The organism is Embleya sp. NPDC025285, assembly GCF_055558835.1.
On record NZ_JBVHLU010000135.1, the window covers coordinates 1 to 23,940 of the forward strand.

Annotated in this window: 32 protein-coding genes; 11 read left to right on the plus strand and 21 right to left on the minus strand. The window is 71.9% G+C overall.

The features are described from left to right. Positions 1-100 precede the first annotated feature (100 nt). Entirely contained in the window at positions 101-322 is a 222-nt protein-coding gene (locus tag ACZ4FV_RS46535) for a hypothetical protein (RefSeq protein WP_395858855.1), read from the minus strand. Beyond that, positions 319-864: a carboxymuconolactone decarboxylase family protein gene (locus ACZ4FV_RS46540; RefSeq protein ID WP_395858854.1), complete on the minus strand. Its 546-nt coding sequence runs from the start codon at positions 862-864 to the stop codon at positions 319-321. The genes ACZ4FV_RS46535 and ACZ4FV_RS46540 overlap by 4 nt, the downstream gene beginning before the upstream one ends. 104 nt (positions 865-968) lie before the next feature. On the opposite strand from ACZ4FV_RS46540, the gene ACZ4FV_RS46545 reads away from it, so the two are divergent. Next, complete coding sequence (locus tag ACZ4FV_RS46545) at positions 969-1,526, plus strand: TetR/AcrR family transcriptional regulator (RefSeq protein WP_395858853.1); 558 nt, start codon at positions 969-971, stop codon at positions 1,524-1,526. Positions 1,527-1,650: 124 nt separating this feature from the next. Here the strand turns inward: ACZ4FV_RS46545 and ACZ4FV_RS46550 are convergent, their stop codons facing one another. From ACZ4FV_RS46550 to ACZ4FV_RS46560, 3 genes are all read right to left on the minus strand, one after another. Continuing rightward, positions 1,651-2,262 carry a CatB-related O-acetyltransferase gene (locus ACZ4FV_RS46550; RefSeq protein WP_395859310.1) on the minus strand — a complete coding sequence of 204 codons (612 nt, stop codon included), beginning with the start codon at positions 2,260-2,262 and terminating at the stop codon, positions 1,651-1,653. A gap of 162 nt (positions 2,263-2,424) precedes the next feature. Further along, a complete protein-coding gene (locus ACZ4FV_RS46555) occupies positions 2,425-3,129 on the minus strand; it encodes an MSMEG_1061 family FMN-dependent PPOX-type flavoprotein (protein WP_402231232.1) in 705 nt (234 codons plus the stop codon). Between the two features lie 10 nt (positions 3,130-3,139). Continuing rightward, positions 3,140-3,475 (minus strand): hypothetical protein, encoded by a 336-nt coding sequence (locus ACZ4FV_RS46560; protein ID WP_402231230.1) that lies wholly within the window; start codon positions 3,473-3,475, stop codon positions 3,140-3,142. A gap of 112 nt (positions 3,476-3,587) precedes the next feature. Between ACZ4FV_RS46560 and ACZ4FV_RS46565 the strand changes: the two genes are divergently transcribed. Both ACZ4FV_RS46565 and ACZ4FV_RS46570 read left to right on the plus strand, forming a co-directional pair. Continuing rightward, a complete protein-coding gene (locus ACZ4FV_RS46565) occupies positions 3,588-4,265 on the plus strand; it encodes a TetR/AcrR family transcriptional regulator (protein ID WP_395858850.1) in 678 nt (225 codons plus the stop codon). A gap of 71 nt (positions 4,266-4,336) precedes the next feature. Next, positions 4,337-5,092 (plus strand): helical backbone metal receptor, encoded by a 756-nt coding sequence (locus ACZ4FV_RS46570; RefSeq protein ID WP_465327067.1) that lies wholly within the window; start codon positions 4,337-4,339, stop codon positions 5,090-5,092. Between the two features lie 76 nt (positions 5,093-5,168). Here the strand turns inward: ACZ4FV_RS46570 and ACZ4FV_RS46575 are convergent, their stop codons facing one another. The 11 genes from ACZ4FV_RS46575 to ACZ4FV_RS46625 form a co-directional block, all read right to left on the minus strand. Next, positions 5,169-5,600: a GNAT family N-acetyltransferase gene (locus ACZ4FV_RS46575; protein ID WP_395858848.1), complete on the minus strand. Its 432-nt coding sequence runs from the start codon at positions 5,598-5,600 to the stop codon at positions 5,169-5,171. Between the two features lie 283 nt (positions 5,601-5,883). Beyond that, on the minus strand, positions 5,884-6,219 hold the full coding sequence (locus ACZ4FV_RS46580; protein ID WP_395858847.1) for a MazG-like family protein: 336 nt from the start codon (positions 6,217-6,219) through the stop codon (positions 5,884-5,886). A 26-nt stretch (positions 6,220-6,245) separates the two neighbouring features. Beyond that, positions 6,246-7,067, minus strand: a complete 822-nt coding sequence (locus ACZ4FV_RS46585; protein ID WP_395858846.1) for an endonuclease/exonuclease/phosphatase family protein — start codon at positions 7,065-7,067, stop codon at positions 6,246-6,248. Continuing rightward, a complete protein-coding gene (tmk, locus tag ACZ4FV_RS46590) occupies positions 7,064-7,678 on the minus strand; it encodes a dTMP kinase (RefSeq protein ID WP_402231224.1) in 615 nt (204 codons plus the stop codon). Before tmk ends, ACZ4FV_RS46585 begins: the two co-directional genes overlap by 4 nt. Then, positions 7,678-8,790 (minus strand): radical SAM protein, encoded by a 1,113-nt coding sequence (locus tag ACZ4FV_RS46595; RefSeq protein WP_465327069.1) that lies wholly within the window; start codon positions 8,788-8,790, stop codon positions 7,678-7,680. The genes tmk and ACZ4FV_RS46595 overlap by 1 nt, the downstream gene beginning before the upstream one ends. Positions 8,791-8,876: 86 nt before the next feature. Then, positions 8,877-9,212, minus strand: coding sequence for a hypothetical protein (locus tag ACZ4FV_RS46600; RefSeq protein WP_402231220.1), 336 nt, complete (start codon positions 9,210-9,212; stop codon positions 8,877-8,879). A 358-nt stretch (positions 9,213-9,570) separates the two neighbouring features. Beyond that, positions 9,571-9,945, minus strand: a complete 375-nt coding sequence (locus tag ACZ4FV_RS46605) for a hypothetical protein (RefSeq protein WP_465327071.1) — start codon at positions 9,943-9,945, stop codon at positions 9,571-9,573. Positions 9,946-10,129: 184 nt separating this feature from the next. Next, the gene (locus ACZ4FV_RS46610) at positions 10,130-10,312 is read right to left on the minus strand and encodes a hypothetical protein (RefSeq protein WP_395858840.1); all 183 of its coding nucleotides are present in this window, start codon (positions 10,310-10,312) and stop codon (positions 10,130-10,132) included. A 10-nt stretch (positions 10,313-10,322) separates the two neighbouring features. Beyond that, positions 10,323-10,745, minus strand: coding sequence for an ATP-binding protein (locus ACZ4FV_RS46615; RefSeq protein WP_402231217.1), 423 nt, complete (start codon positions 10,743-10,745; stop codon positions 10,323-10,325). 92 nt (positions 10,746-10,837) lie between these two features. Then, complete coding sequence (locus ACZ4FV_RS46620; protein WP_402231215.1) at positions 10,838-11,368, minus strand: hypothetical protein; 531 nt, start codon at positions 11,366-11,368, stop codon at positions 10,838-10,840. Next, a complete protein-coding gene (locus ACZ4FV_RS46625) occupies positions 11,365-11,571 on the minus strand; it encodes a hypothetical protein (RefSeq protein ID WP_395858837.1) in 207 nt (68 codons plus the stop codon). Before ACZ4FV_RS46625 ends, ACZ4FV_RS46620 begins: the two co-directional genes overlap by 4 nt. Positions 11,572-11,791: 220 nt before the next feature. Between ACZ4FV_RS46625 and ACZ4FV_RS46630 the strand changes: the two genes are divergently transcribed. Continuing rightward, a complete protein-coding gene (locus ACZ4FV_RS46630) occupies positions 11,792-13,099 on the plus strand; it encodes a tetratricopeptide repeat protein (RefSeq protein WP_402231213.1) in 1,308 nt (435 codons plus the stop codon). Next, positions 13,099-13,665: a GNAT family N-acetyltransferase gene (locus ACZ4FV_RS46635; protein ID WP_465327074.1), complete on the plus strand. Its 567-nt coding sequence runs from the start codon at positions 13,099-13,101 to the stop codon at positions 13,663-13,665. The genes ACZ4FV_RS46630 and ACZ4FV_RS46635 overlap by 1 nt, the downstream gene beginning before the upstream one ends. A gap of 21 nt (positions 13,666-13,686) precedes the next feature. Here the strand turns inward: ACZ4FV_RS46635 and ACZ4FV_RS46640 are convergent, their stop codons facing one another. Then, positions 13,687-13,986 carry a hypothetical protein gene (locus tag ACZ4FV_RS46640; RefSeq protein WP_395858834.1) on the minus strand — a complete coding sequence of 100 codons (300 nt, stop codon included), beginning with the start codon at positions 13,984-13,986 and terminating at the stop codon, positions 13,687-13,689. Positions 13,987-14,063: 77 nt separating this feature from the next. Here ACZ4FV_RS46640 and ACZ4FV_RS46645 point away from each other — a divergent pair, with 77 nt between their 5' ends. After that, entirely contained in the window at positions 14,064-14,477 is a 414-nt protein-coding gene (locus ACZ4FV_RS46645; protein ID WP_395858833.1) for a hypothetical protein, read from the plus strand. 260 nt (positions 14,478-14,737) lie between these two features. Here the strand turns inward: ACZ4FV_RS46645 and ACZ4FV_RS46650 are convergent, their stop codons facing one another. The 3 genes from ACZ4FV_RS46650 to ACZ4FV_RS46660 form a co-directional block, all read right to left on the minus strand. Then, complete coding sequence (locus ACZ4FV_RS46650; RefSeq protein WP_395858832.1) at positions 14,738-14,914, minus strand: hypothetical protein; 177 nt, start codon at positions 14,912-14,914, stop codon at positions 14,738-14,740. A gap of 303 nt (positions 14,915-15,217) precedes the next feature. Beyond that, the gene (locus ACZ4FV_RS46655) at positions 15,218-15,871 is read right to left on the minus strand and encodes a M15 family metallopeptidase (RefSeq protein WP_402231209.1); all 654 of its coding nucleotides are present in this window, start codon (positions 15,869-15,871) and stop codon (positions 15,218-15,220) included. A gap of 92 nt (positions 15,872-15,963) precedes the next feature. Continuing rightward, complete coding sequence (locus tag ACZ4FV_RS46660) at positions 15,964-16,419, minus strand: ankyrin repeat domain-containing protein (protein ID WP_465327078.1); 456 nt, start codon at positions 16,417-16,419, stop codon at positions 15,964-15,966. A gap of 193 nt (positions 16,420-16,612) precedes the next feature. On the opposite strand from ACZ4FV_RS46660, the gene ACZ4FV_RS46665 reads away from it, so the two are divergent. Together ACZ4FV_RS46665 and ACZ4FV_RS46670 are read left to right on the plus strand one after the other, a co-directional pair. Continuing rightward, the gene (locus ACZ4FV_RS46665; RefSeq protein WP_402231205.1) at positions 16,613-17,587 is read left to right on the plus strand and encodes a zinc-binding dehydrogenase; all 975 of its coding nucleotides are present in this window, start codon (positions 16,613-16,615) and stop codon (positions 17,585-17,587) included. Between the two features lie 186 nt (positions 17,588-17,773). Beyond that, positions 17,774-18,877, plus strand: coding sequence for a WD40 repeat domain-containing protein (locus ACZ4FV_RS46670; protein ID WP_465327079.1), 1,104 nt, complete (start codon positions 17,774-17,776; stop codon positions 18,875-18,877). A gap of 109 nt (positions 18,878-18,986) precedes the next feature. Here ACZ4FV_RS46670 and xylA read toward each other — a convergent pair whose 3' ends face one another. Continuing rightward, positions 18,987-20,198 carry a xylose isomerase gene (gene xylA, locus ACZ4FV_RS46675; RefSeq protein WP_395858827.1) on the minus strand — a complete coding sequence of 404 codons (1,212 nt, stop codon included), beginning with the start codon at positions 20,196-20,198 and terminating at the stop codon, positions 18,987-18,989. A gap of 160 nt (positions 20,199-20,358) precedes the next feature. Between xylA and xylB the strand changes: the two genes are divergently transcribed. From xylB to ACZ4FV_RS46690, 3 genes are all read left to right on the plus strand, one after another. After that, entirely contained in the window at positions 20,359-21,789 is a 1,431-nt protein-coding gene (gene xylB / locus ACZ4FV_RS46680) for a xylulokinase (protein WP_465327082.1), read from the plus strand. Positions 21,790-21,851: 62 nt separating this feature from the next. Further along, positions 21,852-23,024 (plus strand): ROK family transcriptional regulator, encoded by a 1,173-nt coding sequence (locus ACZ4FV_RS46685; protein WP_395859309.1) that lies wholly within the window; start codon positions 21,852-21,854, stop codon positions 23,022-23,024. A gap of 181 nt (positions 23,025-23,205) precedes the next feature. Continuing rightward, positions 23,206-23,841 carry an acyl-CoA thioesterase/BAAT N-terminal domain-containing protein gene (locus ACZ4FV_RS46690; RefSeq protein WP_465327085.1) on the plus strand — a complete coding sequence of 212 codons (636 nt, stop codon included), beginning with the start codon at positions 23,206-23,208 and terminating at the stop codon, positions 23,839-23,841. Positions 23,842-23,940 lie beyond the last annotated feature (99 nt).

The following is a 23,940-nucleotide window of genomic DNA, read 5'->3' on the forward strand; positions in this document are numbered from 1 at the left end:
CCCCCCCCCCCCCCCCCCCCCCCCCCCCCCCCCCCCCCCCCCCCCCCCCCCCCCCCCCCCCCCCCCCCCCCCCCCCCCCCCCCCCCCCCCCACCGCGGGGTCAGCTCGCCGTCGGCTCGATCCGGTGGGTGATCCGGCGTACGGCAGGCGCCGAGACGATCTGGACGACGCCGGTGCCGGGGATGTCCAGGTGTGCGAACCCGCCCTCGAAGGCGACCCGGGCGTTCGGCACGAAGACGGTGGACTCGCCGTCGGCGCCGATCACCGGGTAGCCGTCGACGAGCTCGACGGACGCGTCCAGCCAGGTGCGGTGCGAGGTCATGCCTGCACCTCCGGGAAGTCCAGCTCCGGCCGGGCCAGGTGGTTGTAGTAGTTGGACAGCGTGTTCAGCGCGATGTGCGCGACGATCTCGGCCTGTTCGGCCTCGGTGACCCCGGCCGCGCGGGCCGCCGCGCGGTCCGGCTCGGCGACCCGGCCCCGGGTGCGCAGGATCGCCCGGGCCAGGCCCAGGACGGCGTCGGTGTGCGGATCCGCGTCGTGCCCGTCGCGGGTGGCCCGCAGCTCCTGCTCGGTCAGCCCGATCAGGCCGCCGCGGAAGGAGTGCGCGCTGACGCAGTAGGTGCACTCGTTCTCCTGGGCGATCAGCAGCGCGAGCTGCTCCCGCAGGCGCGGTGGCAGCACGCCTCGGGTGAGGTGGTCGCGCATCGCGAGGTAGCCCTCCAGCGCGGCCGGGCCGCTCGCGAGCGCGGCGTACAGGTTCGGTACCCGGCCGAGTTGGCGGGCGACCCGGGCGAGGAGTTCCCCGCCGTCGGTCTCCTCGGCGGCGACCGCCGGGGGTGTGGTCGTGGTGGGTGTGGACGACATGCGGACTCCCGAGAGCCTCGAAACCCAAACGGTACCGATCGGTGCCGTTTCGCAGACGGTACTGATCGGTACCGTTTTCGGTCAAGAGGAGTTAGGATCCGAACGTGCCCGTCAACGCCCGCGACCGCCTGCTCGCCACCGCCGAGGAACTCTTCTATGCCGAGGGCATCCGTGCCGTCGGCGTCGAGCGCATCCTGGCCGAGTCCGGCGTGGGCCGGGCCTCGATGTATCGGCACTTCCCGAGCAAGGACGACCTCGTGGTCGCCGTCCTGGAGGCCCGTGACCGGCGGTGGCGAAGCTGGCTCGCCGAACGGGTCGAGGCCCTGGGCGGGCATCCGCTCACCGTCTTCGACGCGCTCGCCGAGCGCTTCGAGCGGGAGGACTTCCGGGGCTGCGCGTTCATCAACACGATGATCGAGTCGGCCGACCCGGACAGCCCGGCACATCGGGTCGCGGCGGCCCACAAGGAACACGTGGTCGACTACCTGGAACAACTCCTGACCGCCGCCGAAATCGCCGAACCGGCCGTCCAGGCAAGCCGATTCGCCCTCCTGATGGACGGCGCCATCGTCACCGCGCTCCGCGAGCGCACCCCGGCCCCGGCCACTCGGGCCCGCCACCTGGCCCACGCCCTGCTCGCGGCCGTCCCGCCCGCGACATGAGCCCGCGCCGCGCCCCGGTGCGGGGGCGGCGCGGTACGGGCGGTGCGGGGCGCGCCGTGGGTGCGGCGCAAAACAGGCGCGACACGCCGCGACCCGGCGAAGGTTTCCGGGGCGCGGCGGCCGATCAGTCGGTCGGGGTGGGGGCGACCGCCGCCAGTTCGGCGACCGTGCCGGACATGACGGTGCGCAGGTGCCGGGTGATGTGCTCGATCGGCCAGTCCCACCAGGCCAGTTCGAGCAGACGGGTGATGTCTTCGGGACTGTGTCGGGTGCGGATCGGGCGGGCCGGATTGCCGCCGACGATCGTGTAGTCGGGGACGTCGTCGACCACCACCGCGCCCGAGGCGACGATCGCGCCGTGGCCGATGCGTACGCCCGGCATCACGGTGGACCGGTAGCCGAACCACACGTCGTTGCCGACCACCGTGTCACCGCGACCCGGGAGGCCGGTGATCAGGTCGAAGTGCTCGGCCCAGGACCCACCCATGATCGGAAAGGGAAACGTCGAGGGGCCGTCCATCCGGTGGTTGGCGCCGTTCATGATGAACCGTACGCCCTCGCCCAGCGCGCAGAACCGGCCGATCACCAGTCGATCCGGGCCGTAGTGGTAGAGCACGTTGCGGGTCTCGAACGCGGTGGGATCGTCCGGGTCGTCGTAGTACGAGAATTCCCCGACCTCGATCAATGGCGACGTCACCAACGGCTTGAGCAGCACCACGCGCCGCTGCCCCGGCATCGGGTGCAGCACGGTGGGATCGGCGGGTGGCAGCGCGTTCACGTGATGTACTCCAAGGTCTCGAAGTCCTCCGCGGGTCCGTCACTCGAAAACGGGAGGCGGATTCCCGGTCCGGTCCGGTGCCAACCCCGGAGCGGCCGGCCCCCCCGCCGACCCCTTCGGCTATTCGTAGCGGTACTTGAGCGAGTCCGCCTCCGCCTGCCGGATGTCCTCGATGGTCAACCCGGGCATCCGCAGTTGGGCCAGCGTCACCTCGGCGGAACTCGGCTGCGCGTCGGCGGGCAGCCAGCCCTCCGGCTTCCAGGCCGAACTGCGCAGCAGTGCCTTGGGGCAGTGCGGGTAGACCTCGTCCACCTCGACCACGAGGGCGCTCACCGGCGGCTTGCCCACGGGGGTCAACTGCTCCAGCAGGTCCGGTCGCGCCGACACGCACGCGCGGCCGTTGGCGCGCAGTGTGGTGGTGCGCCCGGGAATCACGAACAGCAGCCCGACCCGGCCGGTCTCCAGCACGTTGTGCAGCGTGTCCAGGCGCTTGTTGCCGGTGGCGTCGGGGATCACCAGGGTGCGGTCGTCCAGCACGGTGACGAAGCCGGCCGGGCCGCCGCGCGGGGTCACGTCGCAGCGGCCCTGCGCGTCCGTGCTGGCGACGAAGACCAGCGACGCGCAGCCGACCAGCGCGCGGGTCTTCTCGGTGAGCCGGTCCATCTCCTTGGCGGCCGCGGCCGCGCCGGGTTGTTCGTACAACTCGCGCAGACTCGTGACGTCGGCTATCGCGTCCGCGCGCAGTGCGTCGAACAGCCCGGTGTCGAAGCGTCCCTCGGCGCCGGCCGCGTCGTCCGAGGTGCTGCTTTCCGTGCGTGTGCTCATGGAACCCACCCTAGGAGAGGCCCCGACCGCCGACCGGGCCCGGGTTCCCCGTGGTCCACGGGCCGGCGGTCCGCACCCACCCGACTCGGCCCACCACCCGGCGCCGGAAATGGTGGACTTCCCGCCCGAGCAGCGGTGCGGTGCGGCCGAGCAGCACCGGATACACGACATACAGCCCGAGGTGATCGGCCGGCGTGACCGCGGCGCGGAAGCCCTCGCTCACGTAGGTCAGCGGATTGAGCAGGGATACGGTCTGGACCCAGCGGATCGTGCCCAGTGTGCTCCACGGGTACAGCGTGCAGCCGAGATAGAGCAGCGTGGTGAGCAGGATCGAGAACAGGGCCATCACGCTGCGCGCCTCCAGGCAAGGAGGGTGACGACGCGGCTGCTCCCGGGTGTCGACCGAATTTGTTGACTGGACCGTCCAGTAAAAATACTGCTCCGCTAGTATTGGACGCATGAGTCCAAGTGGTCAAGGCCGACGGGATACCGGATCGGCCGGGCAGTCGCCGCGTCCCGCCGCGCGGCCGGGGCGACCCGACAAGCGCCAAGCCATCGTCGAGGCGGCCAAGCGGGTGTTTCTGCGGTACGGCTTCACCGATACGAGCGTCGATGTGATCGCCGCCGAGGCGGGCGCCTCCAAGCAGACCGTGTACAACCACTTCGGCGACAAGAAGACGCTGTTCGTCGCGGTTGTCGAGACGGCCCAGCGGGACGCGGCGAATCGTTCCGTCGCCCGCTTCGCCGCGCTCTTCCACGAGTCGGGCGACCTGGAGCACGACCTGCGCGCGGCGGCCCGGATCTGGACCGAACTCGTGCTGGATCGGGAGATGGTGGCCCTGCGGCGGGTGATAGTGGCCGAGCAGTGGCGTCATCCCGAACTGGCCGAGGAATGGGCCCGGCCCCGCCCGGCCTTCGACGAGGCGGTGGCCCGCGAGATCGGCAAGTACGTCGAGGCGGGCGTCCTGGACATTCCCGATGTGCCCCTGGCGACACACCAGTTGGTCCTGCTCACCGCGCACGAGGCGATCCATCGCTCCCGGGACGGCCTGCACGAGGTCACCTCCGCCGAGATCGGGCGGATCGTCGACGACGGCGTGCGGATGTGGCTGCGCAGCTACCGGGCGCGCCCGTGACGCGAGCCCGCGGCGCGACGACCGCCCCGGTGCCCGGGCGTCCCGCGCCCGCGCGGTCGTAGGGTCGGCGTATGCGTGACGACCTCGACCTGAGCGTGCCCGTACCGGACGACGTCCGTCGGGTGGTCTCGCTGGTGCCCTCGCTCACCGAGGCGGTCGCGGCGAGCGCGCCCGGATTGTTGGTCGGCGCCACCGACTGGTGCACGCATCCCGCCGAGCTGGACGTGGTCCGGGTGCGCGGTACCAAGAACCCCGACCTGGACACGATTCGCGCGCTCGCCCCGGACCTGGTCCTGGCCAACGAGGAGGAGAACCGCGCGGTGGATCTGGCCGCGCTGCGAGCCGCCGGAATCGCCGTGTGGGTTACCCGGGTTCGCGGCCTGGACGAGGCGTTCACCGCGCTCGAACGCATGCTCGCGATCGGGTGCCGGCTGCCCGTCCCGCCCTGGCTCGACCGCTGCCGCGCCGCGTGGGCCGCGCTGCCGCCGGCTCCGCCGCCACGACGGGGGATCATCCCGGTGTGGCGCCGTCCCTGGATGGTGGCCGGCCGGGACACCTTCGCCGGCGACGTCCTCGCCCGCTTCGGCGTCGTGAACGTCTTCGCGTCCCACCCCGAGCGCTGGCCCGGGATCCCGTTGGAGGAACTGCGGGCCGCCGCACCGGATCTGGTGGTCCTGCCGGACGAACCCTACGCGTTCAGCGCGGACGACGGCCCCGAGGCGTTCCCCGGCGTCCCGGCCGCACTCGTCAGCGGCCGCCACCTCACCTGGTACGGCCCGTCCCTGGCCGAGGCCCCCGCGCTGCTCGCCGCTCGACTCGCGCCGTAGCCGCACACGCCGCGCCCGGCGTCCCGGCGTCGCCGGTGCCCTGGGCCCCGGGCCCCGGGCCCGGTGCCCGGTGCCCTCAGAGGGTGATCTGGTACAGCACGAAGCCCCGGTTCAGCCCCACCCGGTCGTAGAGCCGGCGGGCCGTGGCGTTGTCCTGGTGGGTCGACCAGTACACCCGCGAGCACTCGCGTTCGCGGGCCCAATCGGCCACCGCGGCGATCAACGCGCCCGCAACCCCCTTGCCCCGGGCCTTCGGTGCGGTGAACAGGTCCTGGAGATAGCACACGTCGGGCGCCGTCGTGCTGGCGTGCACGAGGAAGTGGGTGATGCCCACCAGCTCGCCGTCCACCTTCGCGCCCAGCGCGTGCATCCGGGTGTCCTCCCCTCGCGCGGAACCCCGCCTGACCTGCGCAAATGCCGCGACCTCGACTAACGCGAACCCGTCCCGGCACGTCTCGGCCCGTTCCAGCCCGACACTACCCGGATCGGCACAGGCCCGTGCGCCCATGGGTGCACGGGCGGGCGAACCTTCGAACAAGCAAGGGGGCCCGGCGCCGAATCAGCGCCGAGCCCCTGCTCAGCGGGCCACCAGCTTTGCGGAGCACGGCCACCCGCCGGCCACCGCAGCCCCGAAGGGCGGGTGGGGCCCGACACGCCTCGGCGATGGCCGAAACGCGTCTGTCCACGGTTAACGGGTGAGCCCGAGCGTTCGTCACGCTCATTTGAGCAAGACCCAGCAGAGCCGACTCTGCCCCATCCCCCGGGCCACCCGTTCCCTCTCGCGCCCGGCTCTACGAGGACCCGGCGGACGGCGACAGGACGCGATCCACGAGACCGTTGAGCCGCTCGTCGAAGACGTTCCGCGCGTCGGGGGTGAGTGTCGCGAGTGCTACCAACGTCGTCACCGCGACGTCCACCAACTCCTTCCGCACGTCATCCCACGAGTGCGACGCGCCCTTCCTCGGGTTCGCGGCGAGAGCCCCGTGCAGGGCCTCCGCGACCTCGCCGTACTCCTCGCCGACCTTGAGCACGCGCAGCAGCGTGCGTTCCCGCTCGGTCTGCTCGCCGGCGTTCTCGTCCAACCAGCGGCGGAGCCGGTTGATCTGTTCCCAGGTGTTCTCGTCCATCCACATCTCCCACGGTCGTACGGGTGTCAGAACAGGGCGGGCACGGGTTCTTCGGCCCGCGTGGGGTCAGTCACCGGCAGCGGCACCGAAGCGGTGACGGCGAGCCGCACGGTCAGCGCCGAGTGGTCGGTCAGCCGATTCGGTCCGGTGCGGGGCTCGTGGACGTACGAGCAGTCGAGCAGCGCGCCGCCCAGGCCGGCCGAGACGTGCGCGTGGTCGTAGCGGTATCCGTCACCGGTCTTCCCGACCCACGAATACTCGAGTGCGTCCGCGTACAGCGTCCGGAACGCGTCCGCGTACCCGGCCCGGCCGAACGCCCCGTAGAAGTCGTACTCGAACGGGGCGAAGAACCGGTAGCGCGGGGAGTGATCAGGCTCCAGGACGTTGAGGTCACCAAGCACGACCCGGGCGCCGGTCCGGCCATCGGGAAGCACCGCCGCGCACTCCCTCAGCCATCGCTCTTTGCGTTCCCGCTTCTCCGGTGACGCGTCCCGCGACGGCACGTACAGACCGATCACGTCGAGCGGCCCCCGGTCGGTGTCGACCGTGACCGCGACCGAGCGGTGCGGCAGGTACCCGACGGCGAACGGCGCCGGACGGGTGGCGAGACGGCTGACGACCATCACGCCGCGTTCGCCCCGCTGCTCGGGGCGGGGGAACGTCACCGAGTACCCGGCCGCGGTGAAGCGCTCCTCCAGGAACGCGCACCCGGCGCTGTCGGCCGTCTCGGTGAGCACGTGCACCTGCTCGGGCCGCGCCGCGAGGTAGGCGAGCTGGCGCTCGGCCCGTTGCCGGCTCGGGTTGTTCAGGTTGAACGTCAGCACGTCGAGCGTGCTCGGGCTGGTCATGAATTGCCTTTCATCCACGGGCCCCTGACGGCCGCGACCACGGCACTGGCGACGGCGGCCGGGCCTTCGTCGCTCGCGTCGAGTTGGAGGACGCGGACGCCGGCGGCCATGAGGAACGTAGCGGCCTTGCGGAACGCAGCGCATTCCCGCGCGGTGCTGCCAGGGTCGCGCTCGTACCGGCTGTGCGCGCCACGGCTGGTCAGCCGCGTCTCGATCACGTCGGTGCGGGCGTTGAGGATCACGGCGACGTCGGGCATGTCGGCGTGCCGGTTCAGCTCCCACACCACATCGACGTTCACGCCGTCCAGGACTTGGAGCACCAGCGACGAGGCGATGTACCGGTCACACACGACCGTCTCGCCGCGCGCGAGCGCCGGCCGAATCTCCTCGTCCAGGTGCGCGTACCGGTCCGCCGCGATCAGGCAGGACATCGCCATACCCCGGTACGTGTCGGTGCCATTCCGGGCGAGCAGCCCCAACGGAGTGTCGCTCGGCTCCCGGGTCTGGCACACCGCGACACCGATCGTCCGCAGCTCCAACGCCACGGCGGCCGTCACCGTCGACTTCCCCACGCCGCCCGGCCCGTCGATCGTGAAGAACTCCCCGGCCATCACGCACCGACCACGGGCAACATCCGTGCCTGCCTCGGGACGACTGGGCACTGGTCGGTGTCGAGCGCGCCGATCCGTTCCCCGGCGGCCACGACAGCCGCAGGGCATCCCTTCCCGCACGAGGCCGACATCGAGCAGGCCCCGCACGTCGAGTTGCCGCCCAAATCCCACCGATCACTGAACTTGCCGTACGCGTCCAGCCGCGCCGCGACATCGTCGTGCTCCCACACGTTCCCGACAAGGAAGTCGGTGTCCGGGTGCCGGGAAACCTTCGTCCGGGCGGCGAACACCAGGTACGGGCAGATCGCCACACCACCATCGGTGAAGACGTAGATGATGTTCCCGGCCTCGCACGGCGCCAACGGCTTGTCCGCATTGGGGAACCGGATGTTCACCATCTCCAGGCCGTCGGCCTCGAACGGCGCGGTCATCCGCCGGATCTCCCGCATCTGCTCGTCGGGCGTGCGCAGCTTCTCCTGCGCCGACTTGGACGCGCCCCGCCCCATCGACCCCAGCGGGATCATCAGCACGTACTTCGCGCCCTGGTCCCGGGCGAACTCGACCAGCTTCCGATACTCCTCGTCCTCCGCGAGGTTGTTCGGCGTGCAAAGCAAACCCTGGAGGATGCCGGCCGCAGCGAACCGCCGGATCGTTAGGACCGTTTCCTCAAAGCACCCAGGGAGGCCGCGGAACACGGAGTGCGACTCCTCCGCGAACCCGTCCAGGCTCACATTCATGTGGGCGTCCAGCGCGGCCAGCGCGGTCACGTCCGCGTCGCTCACGCCCGTGCCGTTGGTGCAGACGCCGACGGAGAGCCCGGCCGGGCGGAACTCCGCGACGATCTCGATCAGGTCCTCGTGGACGAACGGCTCCCCGCCGGTCACCGTGACGCGCGTGACCCGGGCGGCCAGGAGGGCCGGGATCAGCCGCTCCCGGATCTGGACGACGGACATGAACGTGCCGCGCTTCGTGGCGTTGACGAAGCAGTGACGGCACAGCATGTTGCACGGCTCGCAGATCTGAACGAGCGCCTTGCGGTAGGGGTGATCGACCGTCGTTCGGAAGTAGCAGGACGCGGCTTGATCTCCGGTGCTGATCGGACGTGCGGTCACGCGGACCTCCACGATGAGATGGAAGGGGCCCGCTCCCCGGCCGGGCGCACAACAGCACGGCCGGGGGCGGGAGTTCGATGGGCCAGTCAGGAGACGAGCCGAGCCGGCTCGATCACTTCGACGTTGATGCTCGTCGACTCGGCGATTCGCCAACCGGTGTCGATCAGGAACCGCCGGTACTCCGTGTACCAGTCGTGAACCTGAGCCGCGGTACCGACCAACCAGCGCGCCCCGATGTCGTCCACGCGAGCCCCCGCCGGCAGCACCTTGAACCAGACCGGCCCGGTGCCGTCGATCGGGAACTCGCGGAGCAGGGTGACGTGCGATCCAGTCGGGCAGTCCAAGGCGTCGTACACCCCGCCCCGGTCGGGGTGCTCGAACACCTCGGTCAGATATGAGTCCGGGGCTCGCGCGGCAGGCACCACCCGGCGCCCGCCTCCGCGATTGCCTCGTCCAGACGGCGCAGTCTCTCGGGATTGACTTTGTTCCTGTGGTGCACTCGAACCAACCTCCTGCACGTTCTGTCGTCGGTGCCCCACGCCCGGCCTCGCGGTGGGCGCGGCTTCTCCGGCCGGGCGTGGGGCAATGGGGGACCGGTCCCGCAGCCGCGCGAGTTTGCCCGCAGGACCGGGTGCCGCCCGTCTCGTGGGACCGGGAGCGGGCGGCGGCAGGGGACAGGTCTGGGTCAGCCGTACACCGCAGTGGGTGGACGGCCATCGAACCGCCCGGCGGACGCGTCCCTGATCGCGTCCCCCAGGCGCCGGTAGGTCTGCTCCCGGATCACTCGTCCAGCCACCTTCCGCGACCGGCGTTGACGAGCCGGGTCAATGCCCGTGTCGAACAGAAGCGTTTCGACTCCTCTACCGAGACCACCCACCACGGGCCGGTGCGCTCCGGCGTGTACCGATCGGGCGCGGGAATCAGCAGGGGCCGGTGAGCAGGCTCCAGGGTCGTCAACGGCACGACCCAGCGGCGACCCACGGAGTAGGGCACGAGACCCGTGTACGTGTCGTCGTCGCTGCCGCGCGTCCTCGGCCGGTAGAACATCGGCCCGTCGATCACCGACGTGAGGTGTTCGGCGAACTGGTTCCACGTCCGCCAGTTGCCGATCGCGGCGTGAACCGCCCCGGCCGGGAGCGACACGGCGGAGAACACCGTTCCCGGCGTGAACCACCGGCCCGAGCGTGCGCCCACTCGGCGCGCGCCTGCGGCGCCAACGGGGCTGCTTTCAGCAGCCATTCCCACGGCTCACCCCCCTCCGGCGATGCGTCCGAAGGAACAGGAGGATCAATGGACATCGTGGTTCCCTTCACGACAAGAGGGATGGCGGATCGCTTCGTCATTCACCGGCCCGCTGGTCCTGGTAGGCACGGACGAGGGCTTCCAGGCGGCGAATACACGGCTCGCAGACGTAGAAAGGTCCGGCGCCCTCGAAGTCGGTGTGCACGGGGCCGAGCCACAACACCGGAACGTCGACCTGCTCGCACCGCCAACACAGGCCGACCACCCATCGGCGATCCACGGCTCGCCCCTCACGTGGGACCGTCCGCTGCGGTCACCGTCACCTGCGCCCACACCCGCTTGCCGACAGGCAACGGCTCCACCCCCCACCGACCCTGGGACAGCGCGTCCACCAGCGTCAGCCCCCGTCCGCCGACGGAACCGGCATCCGGGGGCCGGACCAGCGGCATGACGTCCGACCGGTCCACCACGAAGACCCGCACCAGTCGCGGCCCCATCCGCCGTACGCCGACGCGGATCGTCGGGGTAGCGGTGTGGAGGTGGGCATTCGACACCAACTCGCTGATGACGACGAGCGCCTGGCCGTCGTCGTCGGCGAGCCCCCACGCGGCCAGCGCCGAGGTCACAAACCGGCGGGCTTCCCAGGCGGATTCCCGCCGGGACGGCAGGCACCTCGTGTAGACCTGGCTGCCAGCGCTCGGGCGGCTGGTCATCGGGGCGGTACTCCTCACCGCAGCGCTCTCCCGAGCAGGTCCCCCGATTCGGCGGACCGTGGCCCGCCTCGACAGCAACCACCGGCGCCTCATCACCCCGACCACCGCAACGGTTCCGTGCGAGAGCGCAGAACGAGCGCGGCCAAGTCGACCGCCGCGCACAACGAGTCGCCGTCACCGGCGACAACCCACCACGGACACCCATCGGGCGCCGGCAGGTACCGGCCGGGCGCCGGCACCCACAGCAGCCCCTGACCCGAGCACAGCCGCGTCTGCGGCTCGCGCCACGTCCGTCCCTCCGCCACAGGCAGCAGCGCCGTGTACGACGACTCGTGCTCGGCCCCCGGGGGGCTGTAGAACACCGGACCGGCCAGGAGCCGCGCCAACGGCTTGACGCACTCTTCCGGTTTCCGCACTCGGAGCGCGACGTGAACCAGCCGGGCCGGGACGACGACGGCCGAGAACACCATCCCCGGGCGCAGCCACGCCGCGCCCGACTCGTACCACTGCACATGTGCCTGCGCCTTCGACGGCGCGGCCGACGACAGCCATGTCCCGAACGCCACCAGACGTGCGGGACGTCCGGCGTTGGGAAGGCGAACACCCGGCGAACGACTCGTCATCGCGCATCACCAGTCGTCAGCGAGGGCGCGGGGTACCGGGCGAGCCGGGTGCCGATGTGCGCGTGCAACTCCCAAAGCTGGGTCAGGGTGACGTCGAAGTCTCGGCCGTCGGGCTCATCCCAATTCACCTGGAGCTGGAGCTGTACGGGCTGTTCCGGGTCGTTGGTCTCCACGACACGAACCGCGGTGAGTCGATCACTCACGAGGGTGCATCCTCCGCGTGTGTGCTCGGCATTGCTCTGCAACTTCCGAGCGGGTCGATGGCCAGTACGTGCTTGTCGAGCTCTCAAACCAGCCAACGCCCCTAGAACCGGCGCAACCGGACATTCCGGCGGACTTTCGGCCGGACTCTTCGCGGACATCGGACCTTGCGGCGCCCGGAGAGTCGCTACCGTTCGTAGTGATTCAGATCACGGAGGTGACGTGGTGCCGGAGCAGACGCCCTTCGAACACGCCTGTAGCGCGCGCGGCTGGGACAAGCCGGCGGACTTTCTGCGGGCCTTCCACACCGCGGCACACCTGCTCGGCGAAGCGGTCACCCTGACGGACCGCCAGTACCGCCGGTGGCGTCAACCCGACCCACCTGCACCCCGGGCACGCGCCTGGCGGACCCTCCACGCCATGTTCGCCGTCTGCCCAAGCGAGATCGGGTTTCCTGGACCACCGCCAGGTGTCACCGTGGGGAGTGCACCACTCCTCGCGCAGAAGGGCACCGGCGTGGACCGACGGGCTTTCCTGGCCGACTCCATCGGCGCAGCCTCCGCTTTGAGCTTGCCCGCCCACGTGGTCCCCCTGAACCCGGCCGGAGGCACCGGCGCCATCGGCACCACACATCTGCTCGAACTCCGGGACGGCCTTCACGTCCTCTTCCAGCTCGACGCGACGTACGGCGGCAGCGACGTCCGATCCCTGGCCGTCCGCCACCTGAGCCGCGTCCGCCGCATCATCAACACCAGCAAGTATCCGGACACGATCGGCCGTCAACTCCGCCTCCTCTCGGGGGAAGTCGCCGAACACTGCGGCTGGCTGTACTACGACGCCGACAAGCAGGACGACGCGCGACGCTATTGGGGCGAGGCCCTGACGACGGCCACGATGCTCCGCGACACCAACCTCGAAATCCTGGTCTTCTCCTCCATGAGCCTCCAGGCGTGCCACGAGGGACGACCTCGCGACGGCCTCGACTTGGCCCGGGCCGCTCAGGACCGTGCGACCCGCCTGGGGTCGCCGATCCTCCAATCCCTTATCGCCGCCCGGGAAGCACGCGCCTTGTCGCTGCTGGCCGACGACACATCCGCTCGACGTCGCATGAGCGACGCCCTGCGGCTCGTCGACCGCGACGGGCGCGGGCGCCCCTCCCCCGAGTGGGCCGCGTTCCACGGGCATGCCGAGCTGGACTACGCGCAGGGACTCCTCTACACCGAACTTGGCCACCACCAAGCGGCAACCGCGTTCTTGCGAGCTGCGCTCGCCCATCAGGAGGCCAACTACGGACGCAACCGGGCCCTGTACCGCCTCACTCTGGCCCGGGGCCTGATCGGCGCCGGGGAAGTCGACGAAGGCGCCGCCCAAGCCGTAGCAAGCTTGACCGACCTGGAAGAGGTGGAATCGGGACGCGTCATGCGACGTCTCACCGAGGTGGTCGGCGCGCTGCGCGCCGTCGACGCCGTCTCCGCCCGGGAGGCCACCGACGAATTGGCCGAATACGTGAAAACGAAGGGGGCAGCGTGATGACCGAGGTGACGTACGAGCGATACGGGGGCCAGGAGGCCGCAGGACAGCTCGACGCCTTCCTGCCGGCCTACGAGGAGGTCTACGCCGAACCGCCGTACAGCGAAGGCCCCTCGGACGTAGCCCAGTTCATCGACCACTATCTTTTCCACACGCAGCGGCCGGGCATGCGTCTGATCATCGCCCGCGACGGCGAAGACGTCATCGGGTTCACGTACGGATACCTTCTCCCCCGCGACACCGGGTGGTGGAACAACGTGGACCAGGTCCTCGCGGACGACTTCAAGCGCGAGGACGGCACCCGCACGTGGGTGATCCTCGAACTCGCGGTCCGTGAAAAGTGGCGCCGCCGCGGTATCGCCGCTGCTCTCCACGCCGCGCTACTCGAGGGCCTGCACGTCGAACGGGTGACACTCACCGTCCGCCCGGAACCGGAGGCGGTCCCGGCGCAGTCCGCGTACGCGTCGTGGGGTTACCGCCCCGTCGGCGTGTCCCACCCGTGGGACGGCGCGCCGTTCTACAACGCCATGGTTCTCGAACTCGCCGACCGGCCCGCCCGAGCCTGACGCCGGCCAACACGGAGCACGTCAGGCCGCATTCACGTCCAACCCATGAATCGAAAAGAACTGGAGCCACTCGCTCACTGCCGCCTGAGCGAGGTCGAGCGCGTCTCGGGTGCCGGTCGTGCCGTCTGGAGCGGTCCACTTGATCGTGAAGCGTGCCGCATTTCGGTCATCAATCCAGGCTTCCGACACCACAGCCGTCGTCTGCCCATGGCGTCGCGTGTGGTGCTTGTAGGTGTTGATGACGTCACCGGATCTCCGTAGAAACGCCGCCGAGCCCCGTGCTGCAGTTCGTACATGAGAGGGGCCACTCGGGTTCTTCATTGCTCGACACGATCAGCTCCGATCCTGCCGCCCGATTTCCAAAGTAGGTCCAGGTTGCCGAGAGAGCCCGGCATGCGATGATTCGAACTGATGAACGAGCACGACGACGTCGCACCCTGGGAGCAGCCCAGCCGGTTCGACGTCGCGAGCCAACGGGCCGCTACCACGCCGGCCCGGCGACTCTGCCCGTCCCGGCCGCCCTGGATCCGCGCACGGCCGAGGCGCTGTACGAACTCTGCCCGCCCGGGTACCGCGACCACGAGGTCCTGCGCCGCCACCCGCGCCTGCTGCCCCGCCTCGCGCGGCATCACCTCCTGGCCGACCTCGCTGAGCTCCGCCAGGGCTACTCCGACCTGCGCCGCGACCTGCGAGACCAGGTGCCCGTACACGTCATCCCGCAGGCCCTCGCGACCTACAAGGCCGAGGCCGCGGAACTCCACCGCGCGCTCGAACGCCTCAACGCCATCGAATGGACCCTGCCGCCCCGCTGATGCCGCGTCCGTCCTCACGATCGAGCCCACTTGCGCGGGGATCTGCGTACGACGCTGCGAGCTGTGCCGGGACGTGGTGGCGCTTGTCGGGCCCAACTCCCTCGGATGAACGACGCTGGGCGTGAGCGTTCTGGTCGCGTGACCGGCACGTCCCAGATGCTGTTGGTGATCTCCCGGAGCTCTCGCGGTAGGAAGCTAGGCGGAGTCCTTCCTTCTCGTCGTGGTGGTGACGAGGACGAGGGCCGGCATGCAACACGGCCTCAACTCTCTTTGCCCGCAGGAGCGTTGTTGTGAATTCGGGTGTCCTCCTGGAACGCGGTCCACGCCCGGTCGAACAACTCGGGGGCGAGCGTGCGCTCGTAGAAGGTGTTGTAGCCCTCGAACAGGACCTGCCAGTCCGCCCGGTCCGCCGGCGTGAGCCTGCCGATGTCGACCACGAGCCGCCTCCAAGGATGGTGCGTTCCAGGGGATGGTGCGAAAGGGCAAACCCTATCCACGCGTTCGGCCCGAGCGTCCGCCGGCACGGCCGGTGCCCGAACATGCCGCTGCCCGCAGGCGGGTGCCCGTGGGCAGCGGTGCCGGGCAAGGCCGAACGCCCGACCGGGTCGAGGGACGAAGAACAGATGACGTGTCGAGTACGGCCGCGTGGTCGTTGCCCGCCCCCCACAAGCCGAGGGAATCCGCCGAAATGCCGAGCGGTGTGGCACTGTCCGTCATCGCAGTGCCACCCGCCGGCATCGTCAGTCGAGTTCGCACGGGCCGTAGCGGGCGGCCTCCGCGTTCGTGGCCAGCGCCCAGTAGCGGTCGCCGTAGGACCAGTGCCACCACTCCGTGGGGTAGTTGACCAGTCCGGCCGCGGTCAGTGCGGCGCTCAGCACGTCGCGGTTGGTGCGGGCGGTCGCGTCGATGTTCTCGGCGGCGGTGTAGCAGGCTTCGGCGCTGTCCTCCGGACTGGCGTTCATCGGGGTGCCGAGGTCGAGTTCGCGGCCGTCCGGGTCGACCAGCGTCAGGTCGACCGCCGCGCCGGCGCTGTGCGGAGCGATGTCGGGTGGTGAGACGTACCGGCTGGCCGCGACATGGATCCGGTCGGCGGACCAATCGGGATGCGCGGCCCGCAACTCGTCCGAGTACTCCTCGAAGTAGTGCCGTTGCAGTGCCGGCGGCCGGTACCCCTCGACGAACAACAACCGCAGCCCGTCCGGCAGCGCCGCCTGGGCCTTGATCAACCGGTCGAGCACGCCCACCCGCAGGAACGAGAACGTCTCGGCTCGATCCGCCTGGCGCAGGTCCACCGGCAGGGAGCCGTCCAGGCGGACATCGACGAGCGGTTCGTCGCACTCGTGTACGGGGACGGCGGCCACGCGAGGATCGGACATCAAGATGATCTGTTGCATGCGGTGATCATCTCGTGCCGCACCCGGAGCACTTGCGCGTGGTCCGGTCGTGGCGTCCCGGGTCGCGTGCGGCGTGCCGGGGTGTGCCCCGATCAGACCACGGGAGCGCCATGCTCGCGCAACAACCGCACCAGTTCCGTCCGGTTGCCCGGCACCCGTCCCAGCGCGGTGTACCCCTCGTCGTTGCGGACTCCGGCGTCCGCTCCCGCGTCGAGCAGCAGTCGGGCGCACTCCAGGTTCCCGGCGTTGCACGCACGCATCAGCGCCGTCCATCCCGACGCCGACCGGGCGTTCACCGCCGCGCCGTGGTCGAGCAGCAGCCGCACCAGGTCCGGGTGTGCCATCGAGGCCGCGGCGATCAGCGGAGTCGTGCCGTCGAGGAGGCTCGATCTCGGATCCCGCCCCTCGATCTCCGCGCCGGCGGCCAGGAGTTCGCGCACGGCCTCGGGATCACCCCGCTCGATGGCCACGAACAGCTCGCTCCCGGGCGCGTGCGGATCCCATCCGGCGGGCCCCGGGCCCGGCCCCTGCGACTCGGTCGACGACATTCCGACACCCTCGCACACCCGCGATCCCCGGGCCGGGAACCGGCACTCGATGTGCGGACCGGGACAGGGGTCGGCGGGGCGACCAAGGGCCGCTTGACCTCAACTCGACTTGAAGTTCGATAGTGATCTCGGAACCGGCGAACGCGGGCCATCGGGCCCGCGAACGTCCACCATCGAATCCGGGAGCCACCACATGCGCGCGATCCGACTGCACTCCTTCGGTCCCGCCGAGAACCTGCGCCTCGAAGAGCTGCCCGAGCCGGTGCCCGCCGAGGGGCAGGTGCGCGTGGATGTCCGAGTGAGCGGCGTGCACCTGATCGAGACCAGGCTCCGGCGGGGCATCGCGGTCGGCCCGCACCGCCCGCCCGAGCTGCCGATCACCCCCGGCAGCGAGGTGGCGGGTGTGGTGGGGGCGGTCGGCCCCGGCGTGTCGGCCGACTGGCTGGGCCGCCGGGTCGTCGTGCAGCTGGGCGACGCGGGCGGGTACGCCGAGCAGGCGCTCGCCGACGAGTCCGCGCTGTACCCGATCCCCGACGAATTGGCCGACGACGTCGCGGTCGCGGCGATCACCACCGGCACCACGGCGCAGGGTGTGCTGGGTGTGGCCCGGTTGACCGAGCGGGACGTGGTGCTGGTGATGTCGGCCGCCGGTGGTCTGGGCAGCCTGTTCGTCCAGGCGGCGAAGGCCGCGGGCGCGCTGGTGGTCGGGGTCGCGGGCGGCGCCGCGAAGGTGGCCCGGGTGCGTGCGCTCGGCGCCGACGTGGCGGTGGACTACTCCGCCGCGGACTGGCCCGAGCGGGTACGGACGGCTTTGGCGGGCCGCGAGGTCGGCATCGTGCTCGACGGCGTCGGCGGCGCTTCGGGCCGACAGGCGCTGGAACTGCTCGGGCCCGGTGGGCGCTTCCTGATGTACGGCTGGGCGGCCGGCGAGCCGACCGAGATCACCACGCGCGACCTGGTCGAGCGCCAATTGACCGCGACCTGGGCGATCGGCCCGAACATGGTGCCGCCCGGCGGATGGCGCGAGTTGACCACCCGGGCGTTGCGCGAGGCGGCCCGGGGCCGGTTGGTCCCGACCATCACCCGCTTCCCGCTCGACCGGGCCGCCGACGCGCACGCCGCGCTGGAGGGTCGGGCGGCCGAGGGGAAGGTGGTGTTGACGGTGTAGCCCCACCGCCGTCGACGCGCCGGGCGGGCACAACCGCGTCGGCGGGTCGGGTTCGCGACGCCGGAGGCGGCCGTGACGGCGAGGGTGATCGCGAGGTCGAGGGCGACCGTGATCGTGACCGCCACGGTCACGCGGATCGGCTCGGCGATCGTGCACCCGAGGGGCTATGACGGGCACAATGGTGATATGTCCCACGTTGCGCAGGACGATATTTCTTGGCTCGCGACGGTCGACGACCTCGGCGCCGCCGCCGGTGGCGGGTCGGCGGTGCGCACGCCCGCGGCCCCCACGGGGCGCGAACTCCCTTCGCGATGGCGGTTGGACTGGGTGACCGGGCCGTGGGCGGCGGCCGAACACCGGGCCGCGCCGCCGGTTCGGGTAGGACAGCCGGGCGGGTCGGGCCCATCGGCCGAACTCCCGGCCGAGCAGGCCGCGGAGGACGACCGCCGCCCGCCGCCGGTGCGCGCGGTGGTCCCCGAGCAGCCGATCGGTGAGCCGCTGACCGGTCACGACGGGCGCGTGGACGCGGTGGCCACCGCGCTGGTCGGTGGTCGTCCGGTCGTGGTCGCGGGCACCGCCGGGTGGGGTGCGACGGTGCGTGTGTTCGACCTCGAACGCGGACACCAGTTGTGCCGGCCGCTGACCGGCCGGACCGCGTGGGTGGGTGCGGCGCGGGCCGTCGTGGCCGGCCGGCCGGTCGCGGTGACCGGCGACGCGGCCGGTGTACGGGTATGGGATCCGGCCACCGGGCTGCCGGTCGGTGAACCGCTGTCCGACTCGGTGTGGGCGGTGGCCACGGCCGTGCTGGACGGCCGCGCAGTCGTCGTCGCCGGGGTGGAGTCCGGTCGGGACGCCGGCCACGAGCACCCGGTGCGGATCTTCGACCTGGCCACCGGCGCCGCGTTCGGCGCGCCCCTGGTCGGACACACCTGCGTGGTCACGGGCGTGGCCACGGCCGTGGTCCGAGGCCGCCCGGTCGCCGTCACCGGCGGTTGGGACGCGGCGCGGCTGTGGGACCTGACCACCCGCGAGCCGATCGGCGAACCCCTGGCCGAGTACGTGTCGGCCGTGGCGACCGGGCTGCTCGACGGCCGCCCGATCGCGGTGGTCGGCGGCGCGAGCGGTGCGACCGAGGAGCGCGGGACGGTACGGGTGTGGGACCTGAGCACCCGCAGCCCGATCGGCCCCTGCCTGGTCTTCCCGTTGTCGGTGGACGCCCTCGCGGTGGCCCCGGGCGGCCGGCTGGTGGTCGGCTTCGGCCGCGAACTCGCCGCGCTGCGGTGCGACTGAGCGGCGGACCTCACGGCGCCACGGTTCCACGCCACCGACGACCCGGCCGGCCGACACCCGGCACCGGCGTCGGCCAGGCGTCGACACCGGCAGCGCGTCGGGCGCTCGCTCAGCGGGTCCCGAGCAGGTGATCCATCGCCAACTGGTCCAGTCGCTCGAACGCCATGCCGCGTCGGGCCGCCGCCTCGACGTCGAAGTCCTCGTAGGCCGTGCGGTCCGCGAGCAGATCGGCCGCGGACTCGCCGGCGCCCAGCGTCGGCTGCGCGAGCCGGTCCGACCGGGCCGCCGCGAGCGCGTCGCGGACCGCCGGATCCGCCCGGAACGCCGCCGCCTTCGCCTTGAGCACCAGGTAGTTGCGCATGCAGGCGGCGGCCGACACCCACACCCCGTCGACGTCCTCGGTGCGCGGCGGCTTGAAGTCGAAGTGGCGCGGCCCCCGGTAGCCCGCCGATTCGAGCAGGTCGACCAGCCAGAACGCGGCGCGCACGTCGCCCGCCCCGAACCGCAGGTCCTGGTCGTACTTGATACCGGTCTGTCCGTTCAGATCGATGTGGAACAGCTTGCCCGCCCACAGCGCCTGCGCGACGCCGTGCGCGACGTTCAGGCCGGCCATCTGTTCGTGGCCCACCTCCGGATTCACCCCGAACAGGTCGGGGTGTTCGAGCCGTTCGATGAACGCGAGGGCGTGGCCGATGGTGGGCAGCAGCAGGTCGCCGCGCGGCTCGTTCGGCTTGGGCTCGATCGCGAAGCGCAGCGGGTAACCCTGGTCGAGCACGTACCGCGCGAGCAGGTCGAACGCCTCCTTCAACCGGTCCAGCGCGGTCCGCACGTCCTTCGCGGCACCCGACTCCGCGCCCTCCCGACCGCCCCACGCGACATACGTCTCGGCACCCAGTTCGACCGCGAGATCGATGTTGCGCAGGGTCTTGCGCAACGCGTACCGCCGCACGTCGCGATCGTTGGCGGTGAACGCCCCGTCCTTGAACACCGGGTGGGTGAACAGGTTGGTGGTGGCCATCGGGACCTTCATCCCGGTCGCGTCCAAGGCCTGCCGGAAGCGCTTGAGATGCATCTCGCGCGCGGTGTCGGAGCTGCCGAACGGGATCAGGTCGTCGTCGTGGAAGGTCACGCCGTACGCGCCGAGTTCGGCCAGCCGGGAGACCGTCTCGACCGGGTCGAGCGCGGGTCGGGTCGGCTCGCCGAACGGGTCGAGGCCGGGCCAGCCGACGGTCCACAGGCCGAAGGTGAAGCGGTCGTCGGGGGTGGGGATGAAGGGATCCTCGGGGGTGAAGGGATCTTCGGGGGTGAAGGGGTCCGTCATGGGTGCCGCTCCCGGATCGTGGCGGATGGTGGCCGAGCCCTATTAGTAAACGCGAAAAACAAACTAGTATCGGCGCGGTACGGAAGGGAACCCTCGCCCGTCGACCCGCGCCCGCGCCGCCCGGGTCGATCCGGCCTCGGACACGACACCAGGAGGCGGCATGCGCGCACAGCGTGTGGTCATCGGCGTGGACAGTTCCACCCAGGCCACCAAGGCCCTCGCCGTGGACGTCGACACCGGTGAGGTCCTGGCCGGCGGCCGAGCCCCGCACCGGGTGAGCACCGGCGACGCCCGGGAGAGCGATCCCCTCCGGTGGTGGCACGCGCTGTCCGCCGCCCTCGCCGCTACCGGTTGGGCCGAACACGCGCGAGCCGTGTCGATCGCCGGCCAACAGCACGGTCTGGTCACCCTCGACGCCGCCGGTGATCCGGTCCGGCCCGCCATGTTGTGGAACGACGTACGCGCCGCGCCCCAGGCCGCCGCACTGGTGGCCGAATCCGGCGCGGCCGACTGGGCCGCGCGCGCCGGCAGCGTACCCACCGCCGCGTTCACCGCCGCCAAGTGGCGCTGGCTCACCGAACACGAACCCGCAGCCGCCGTGCGCGTCGCCGCCGTCCGGCTCCCGCACGACTTCCTCACCGAGCGGCTCACCGGCGCGGCCGTCACCGACCGCGGCGACGCGTCCGGCACGGGGTGGTGGACCCCGACCGGATACGACACCGAACTGCTCGACCGTCTCGGCCTGCCCGTCGAGTTCCTGCCCGCCGTCGCCGACCCGGGCGTGCCGGTCGGCAGCGCGCGGCCCGGAACCCCGCTGCGACCGGGCACCCTCGTGGCCGCCGGTACCGGCGACAACATGGCCGCCGCGCTCGGCCTGGGCCTCACCGCAGGCCTGCCCGTGCTCAGCCTGGGCACCTCGGGCACCGTGTACGCGGTCACCCGCGGCCGGCCCGCCGACCCCACCGGCACGGTGGCCGGCTTCGCCGACGCGCTGAGCGGCTGGCTGCCCCTGGCCTGCACGCTCAACTGCACGGTGGCCGTCGACCGGATCGCCGCGCTGCTCGGCCGCGAGCGCGACGCGGTCGAACCCGGCGGCGACACCGTGGTCCTGCCCTTCCTCGACGGCGAGCGCACCCCCGACCTGCCGTACGCCGCCGGCCTGATCCACGGCCTGCGCCACGAGACCACCGGCGGGCAACTCCTCCAGGCCGCCTACGACGGCGCGGTTTACCCACTGCTCACCGCGCTGGACGAGGTGCTGCGCGCGGGCGGCGAATCCGACGATTCCGACGTGCCGTTGCTGCTGATCGGCGGCGGGGCTCGGGGCAGTGCCTGGCGGGACACCGTACGCCGACTCTCCGGTCGCCCGGTGCGGATACCGGTCGCCGAGGAAGCGGTCGCGCTGGGCGCCGCCGCGCAGGCTGCCGGACTGCTCACCGGCGAACCCGCCGACGCCGTCGCGCGTCGGTGGCGCACCGCCGACGGGCCGCTGCTGGAGCCGCTGCCCAGGGACGACGCGGCGATGGAGCGGATCGCGGATACGCTGCGCAACGCCGGGCCCCTGTTCGACGCCGCACCCGGCCGGCCCTGATCGGGAAGAGTCCAGTGCCCCGCGCCCACCGATCCACCGACCGCCCCGCGTCGCAGCAGGGCATGCGGCGACAGAACCTCGCCCTGGTGCTGCGCGACGTCGCCGCCCGGGGTCCGCTCTCGCGCGCCGACGTCGCGGCCGGCACCGGACTGACCCGCGCCGCGGTGTCCAGCCTGGTCGAGGAACTGCATGCCGCGGGCCTGGTCACCGAGTTGGGCAGTGCGCCGAACGGGCGTCCCGGACGGCCCGGCCGGGCACTGATGGTGGGGGATCGGGGGCCGGCCGGACTGGGCCTGGAGATCGGCGTCGACCATGTCGGCGCGTGCGTGGTCGACCTGCGCGGCGAGGTGCGCGCGTGGGAGCACGCCGCCGCACCGAACCGCGATCGCCCCGCCGCCGAGACGCTGCCCGCGCTGGCCCGGGTCGCCGCGCGGGCCGCCCGCACCGCCGCCGCACTCGAACTGCGGCCGGCCGCACTCGTGTTGAGCGTGCCCGGTCTGGTCGGCGCGGCCCCGGGGCGGGTGCAGCACGCGCCGAACCTGGGTTGGCGCGCGGAACCGGTGGTCGAACCGCTGCGCGCGCTGCTCCCGGCGGGCCTGCGCGCGCTGCCGCTGACCGTGGAGAACGAGGCCAACCTGGGCGCGCTGGCCGAGTTGTGGCACGACCCCGCCACGACCGACTTCGTGTACGTGTCGGCCCAGGCCGGGATCGGTGCGGCCGTGGTCGCCGACGGACGGCTGTTCCGGGGCGCGCGCGGCTTCGCGGGCGAGTTGGGCCACGTCCCGGTGCACCCGGACGGCCCCGCCTGCGCGTGTGGCGCGCGCGGCTGCCTGGAGCAATACGCGGGCGAGGCAGCCGTGTTCGCGGCGGCCGGTCTCACACCCACGACCGACGACCCGATCGCGACCCTGGCCCGGTACGCGAGGGACGGTCACGCGCCGGTGGTGGCCGCGCTGGATCGGGCCGGCAGCGCCCTCGGCACGGCCCTCGCCGGTGCGATCAACCTGCTCGACCCGGCCGGGGTCGTGCTCGGCGGCGCCGCCGCCGAACTGGGGACGTGGCTGCTGCCGGCGATGCGCCGTGAACTCGCCGCCCGCGTGACGATCCGCCCCTGGGCTCCCGAAGCCCTCACCGCGTCCGCGCTGGCCCGCCGAGCGCCCCTCCTGGGGGCGGCCACCACGACCATCCACGCCATCCTCGACAACCCGATCACCCACGCCGCCGGATCCGGCTGACCCGGTCGACCCGACCGGCCGGAAGCAGGCAGCCAACGGGTGTGGTTTCTTCCGGAATATGGAGAAGCCGGGCGCCCGGAGGCGAACCCACCGTGCGGTGTCGTACCGGCTTCGGTGGGGCGGTGGGTGGGTGTTCGCGCACCGGAGGTCGGCCGGGCTCGGTGTCGGACGGAGGCGAGGCGTGCGGAATCGGCTGTGGGCAGGGCTGTGCGGGCTCACGATGCTCGCGGTGCTCGGAAGCGGGGTGGCCGGGTGCACGCCGGAGCGGGGCAGCCCGGCGGTGATCGAGGTGGACGCGCCGGTGGCCCAAGTGGATCAGGCGGTGCACATTCGCATCGGCGGACTGACACCCGGTGAGCAAGTCACCGTCGGCGCGCGGGCGGTGGATGCCCTGGGCAGGCAGTGGCGCGCGCGGGCCACCTTCCTGGCAGACCCGCAAGGTGTGGTCGACCTGGACACGGCGAACCCGAAGCCGGGTGGCACGTACCGGAATCCGGACGGTATGGGCCTGTTCCGGTCGATGAATCCGCTCGGCGGTGCCGCCGAAGCGTCCTTTGTTCCGGCCGGCACGTCCGCGCGCGGCTATGTGGTCACCCTCACGGCCGTTGCGTCCGGACGTGCGCTCGTCTCCCGTACGCCGACCCGCGTCTGGTGCGGAACCGGCGTCACGAGCGCGGAGATCACCCTCGCGACCGACCGGATATCCGGGCAAGACGGAACCGAGCTGGAGCTCGGCGGCACCCGGGCCGCCGACGCCGCCGCCCGGGCCGAGGGCCGGCCCAAGGTGCTTGCGCTGCTCGCCTCGCTCACCCGCTGAGCGCACGGCGTGGCACGTGGACGCCCCGGCGCCCGGACGTCGGATGCCCGGACATGCCTTGCCGGACGCCGCGGCACCCGGCCCCTCGCGCCTGGGGCC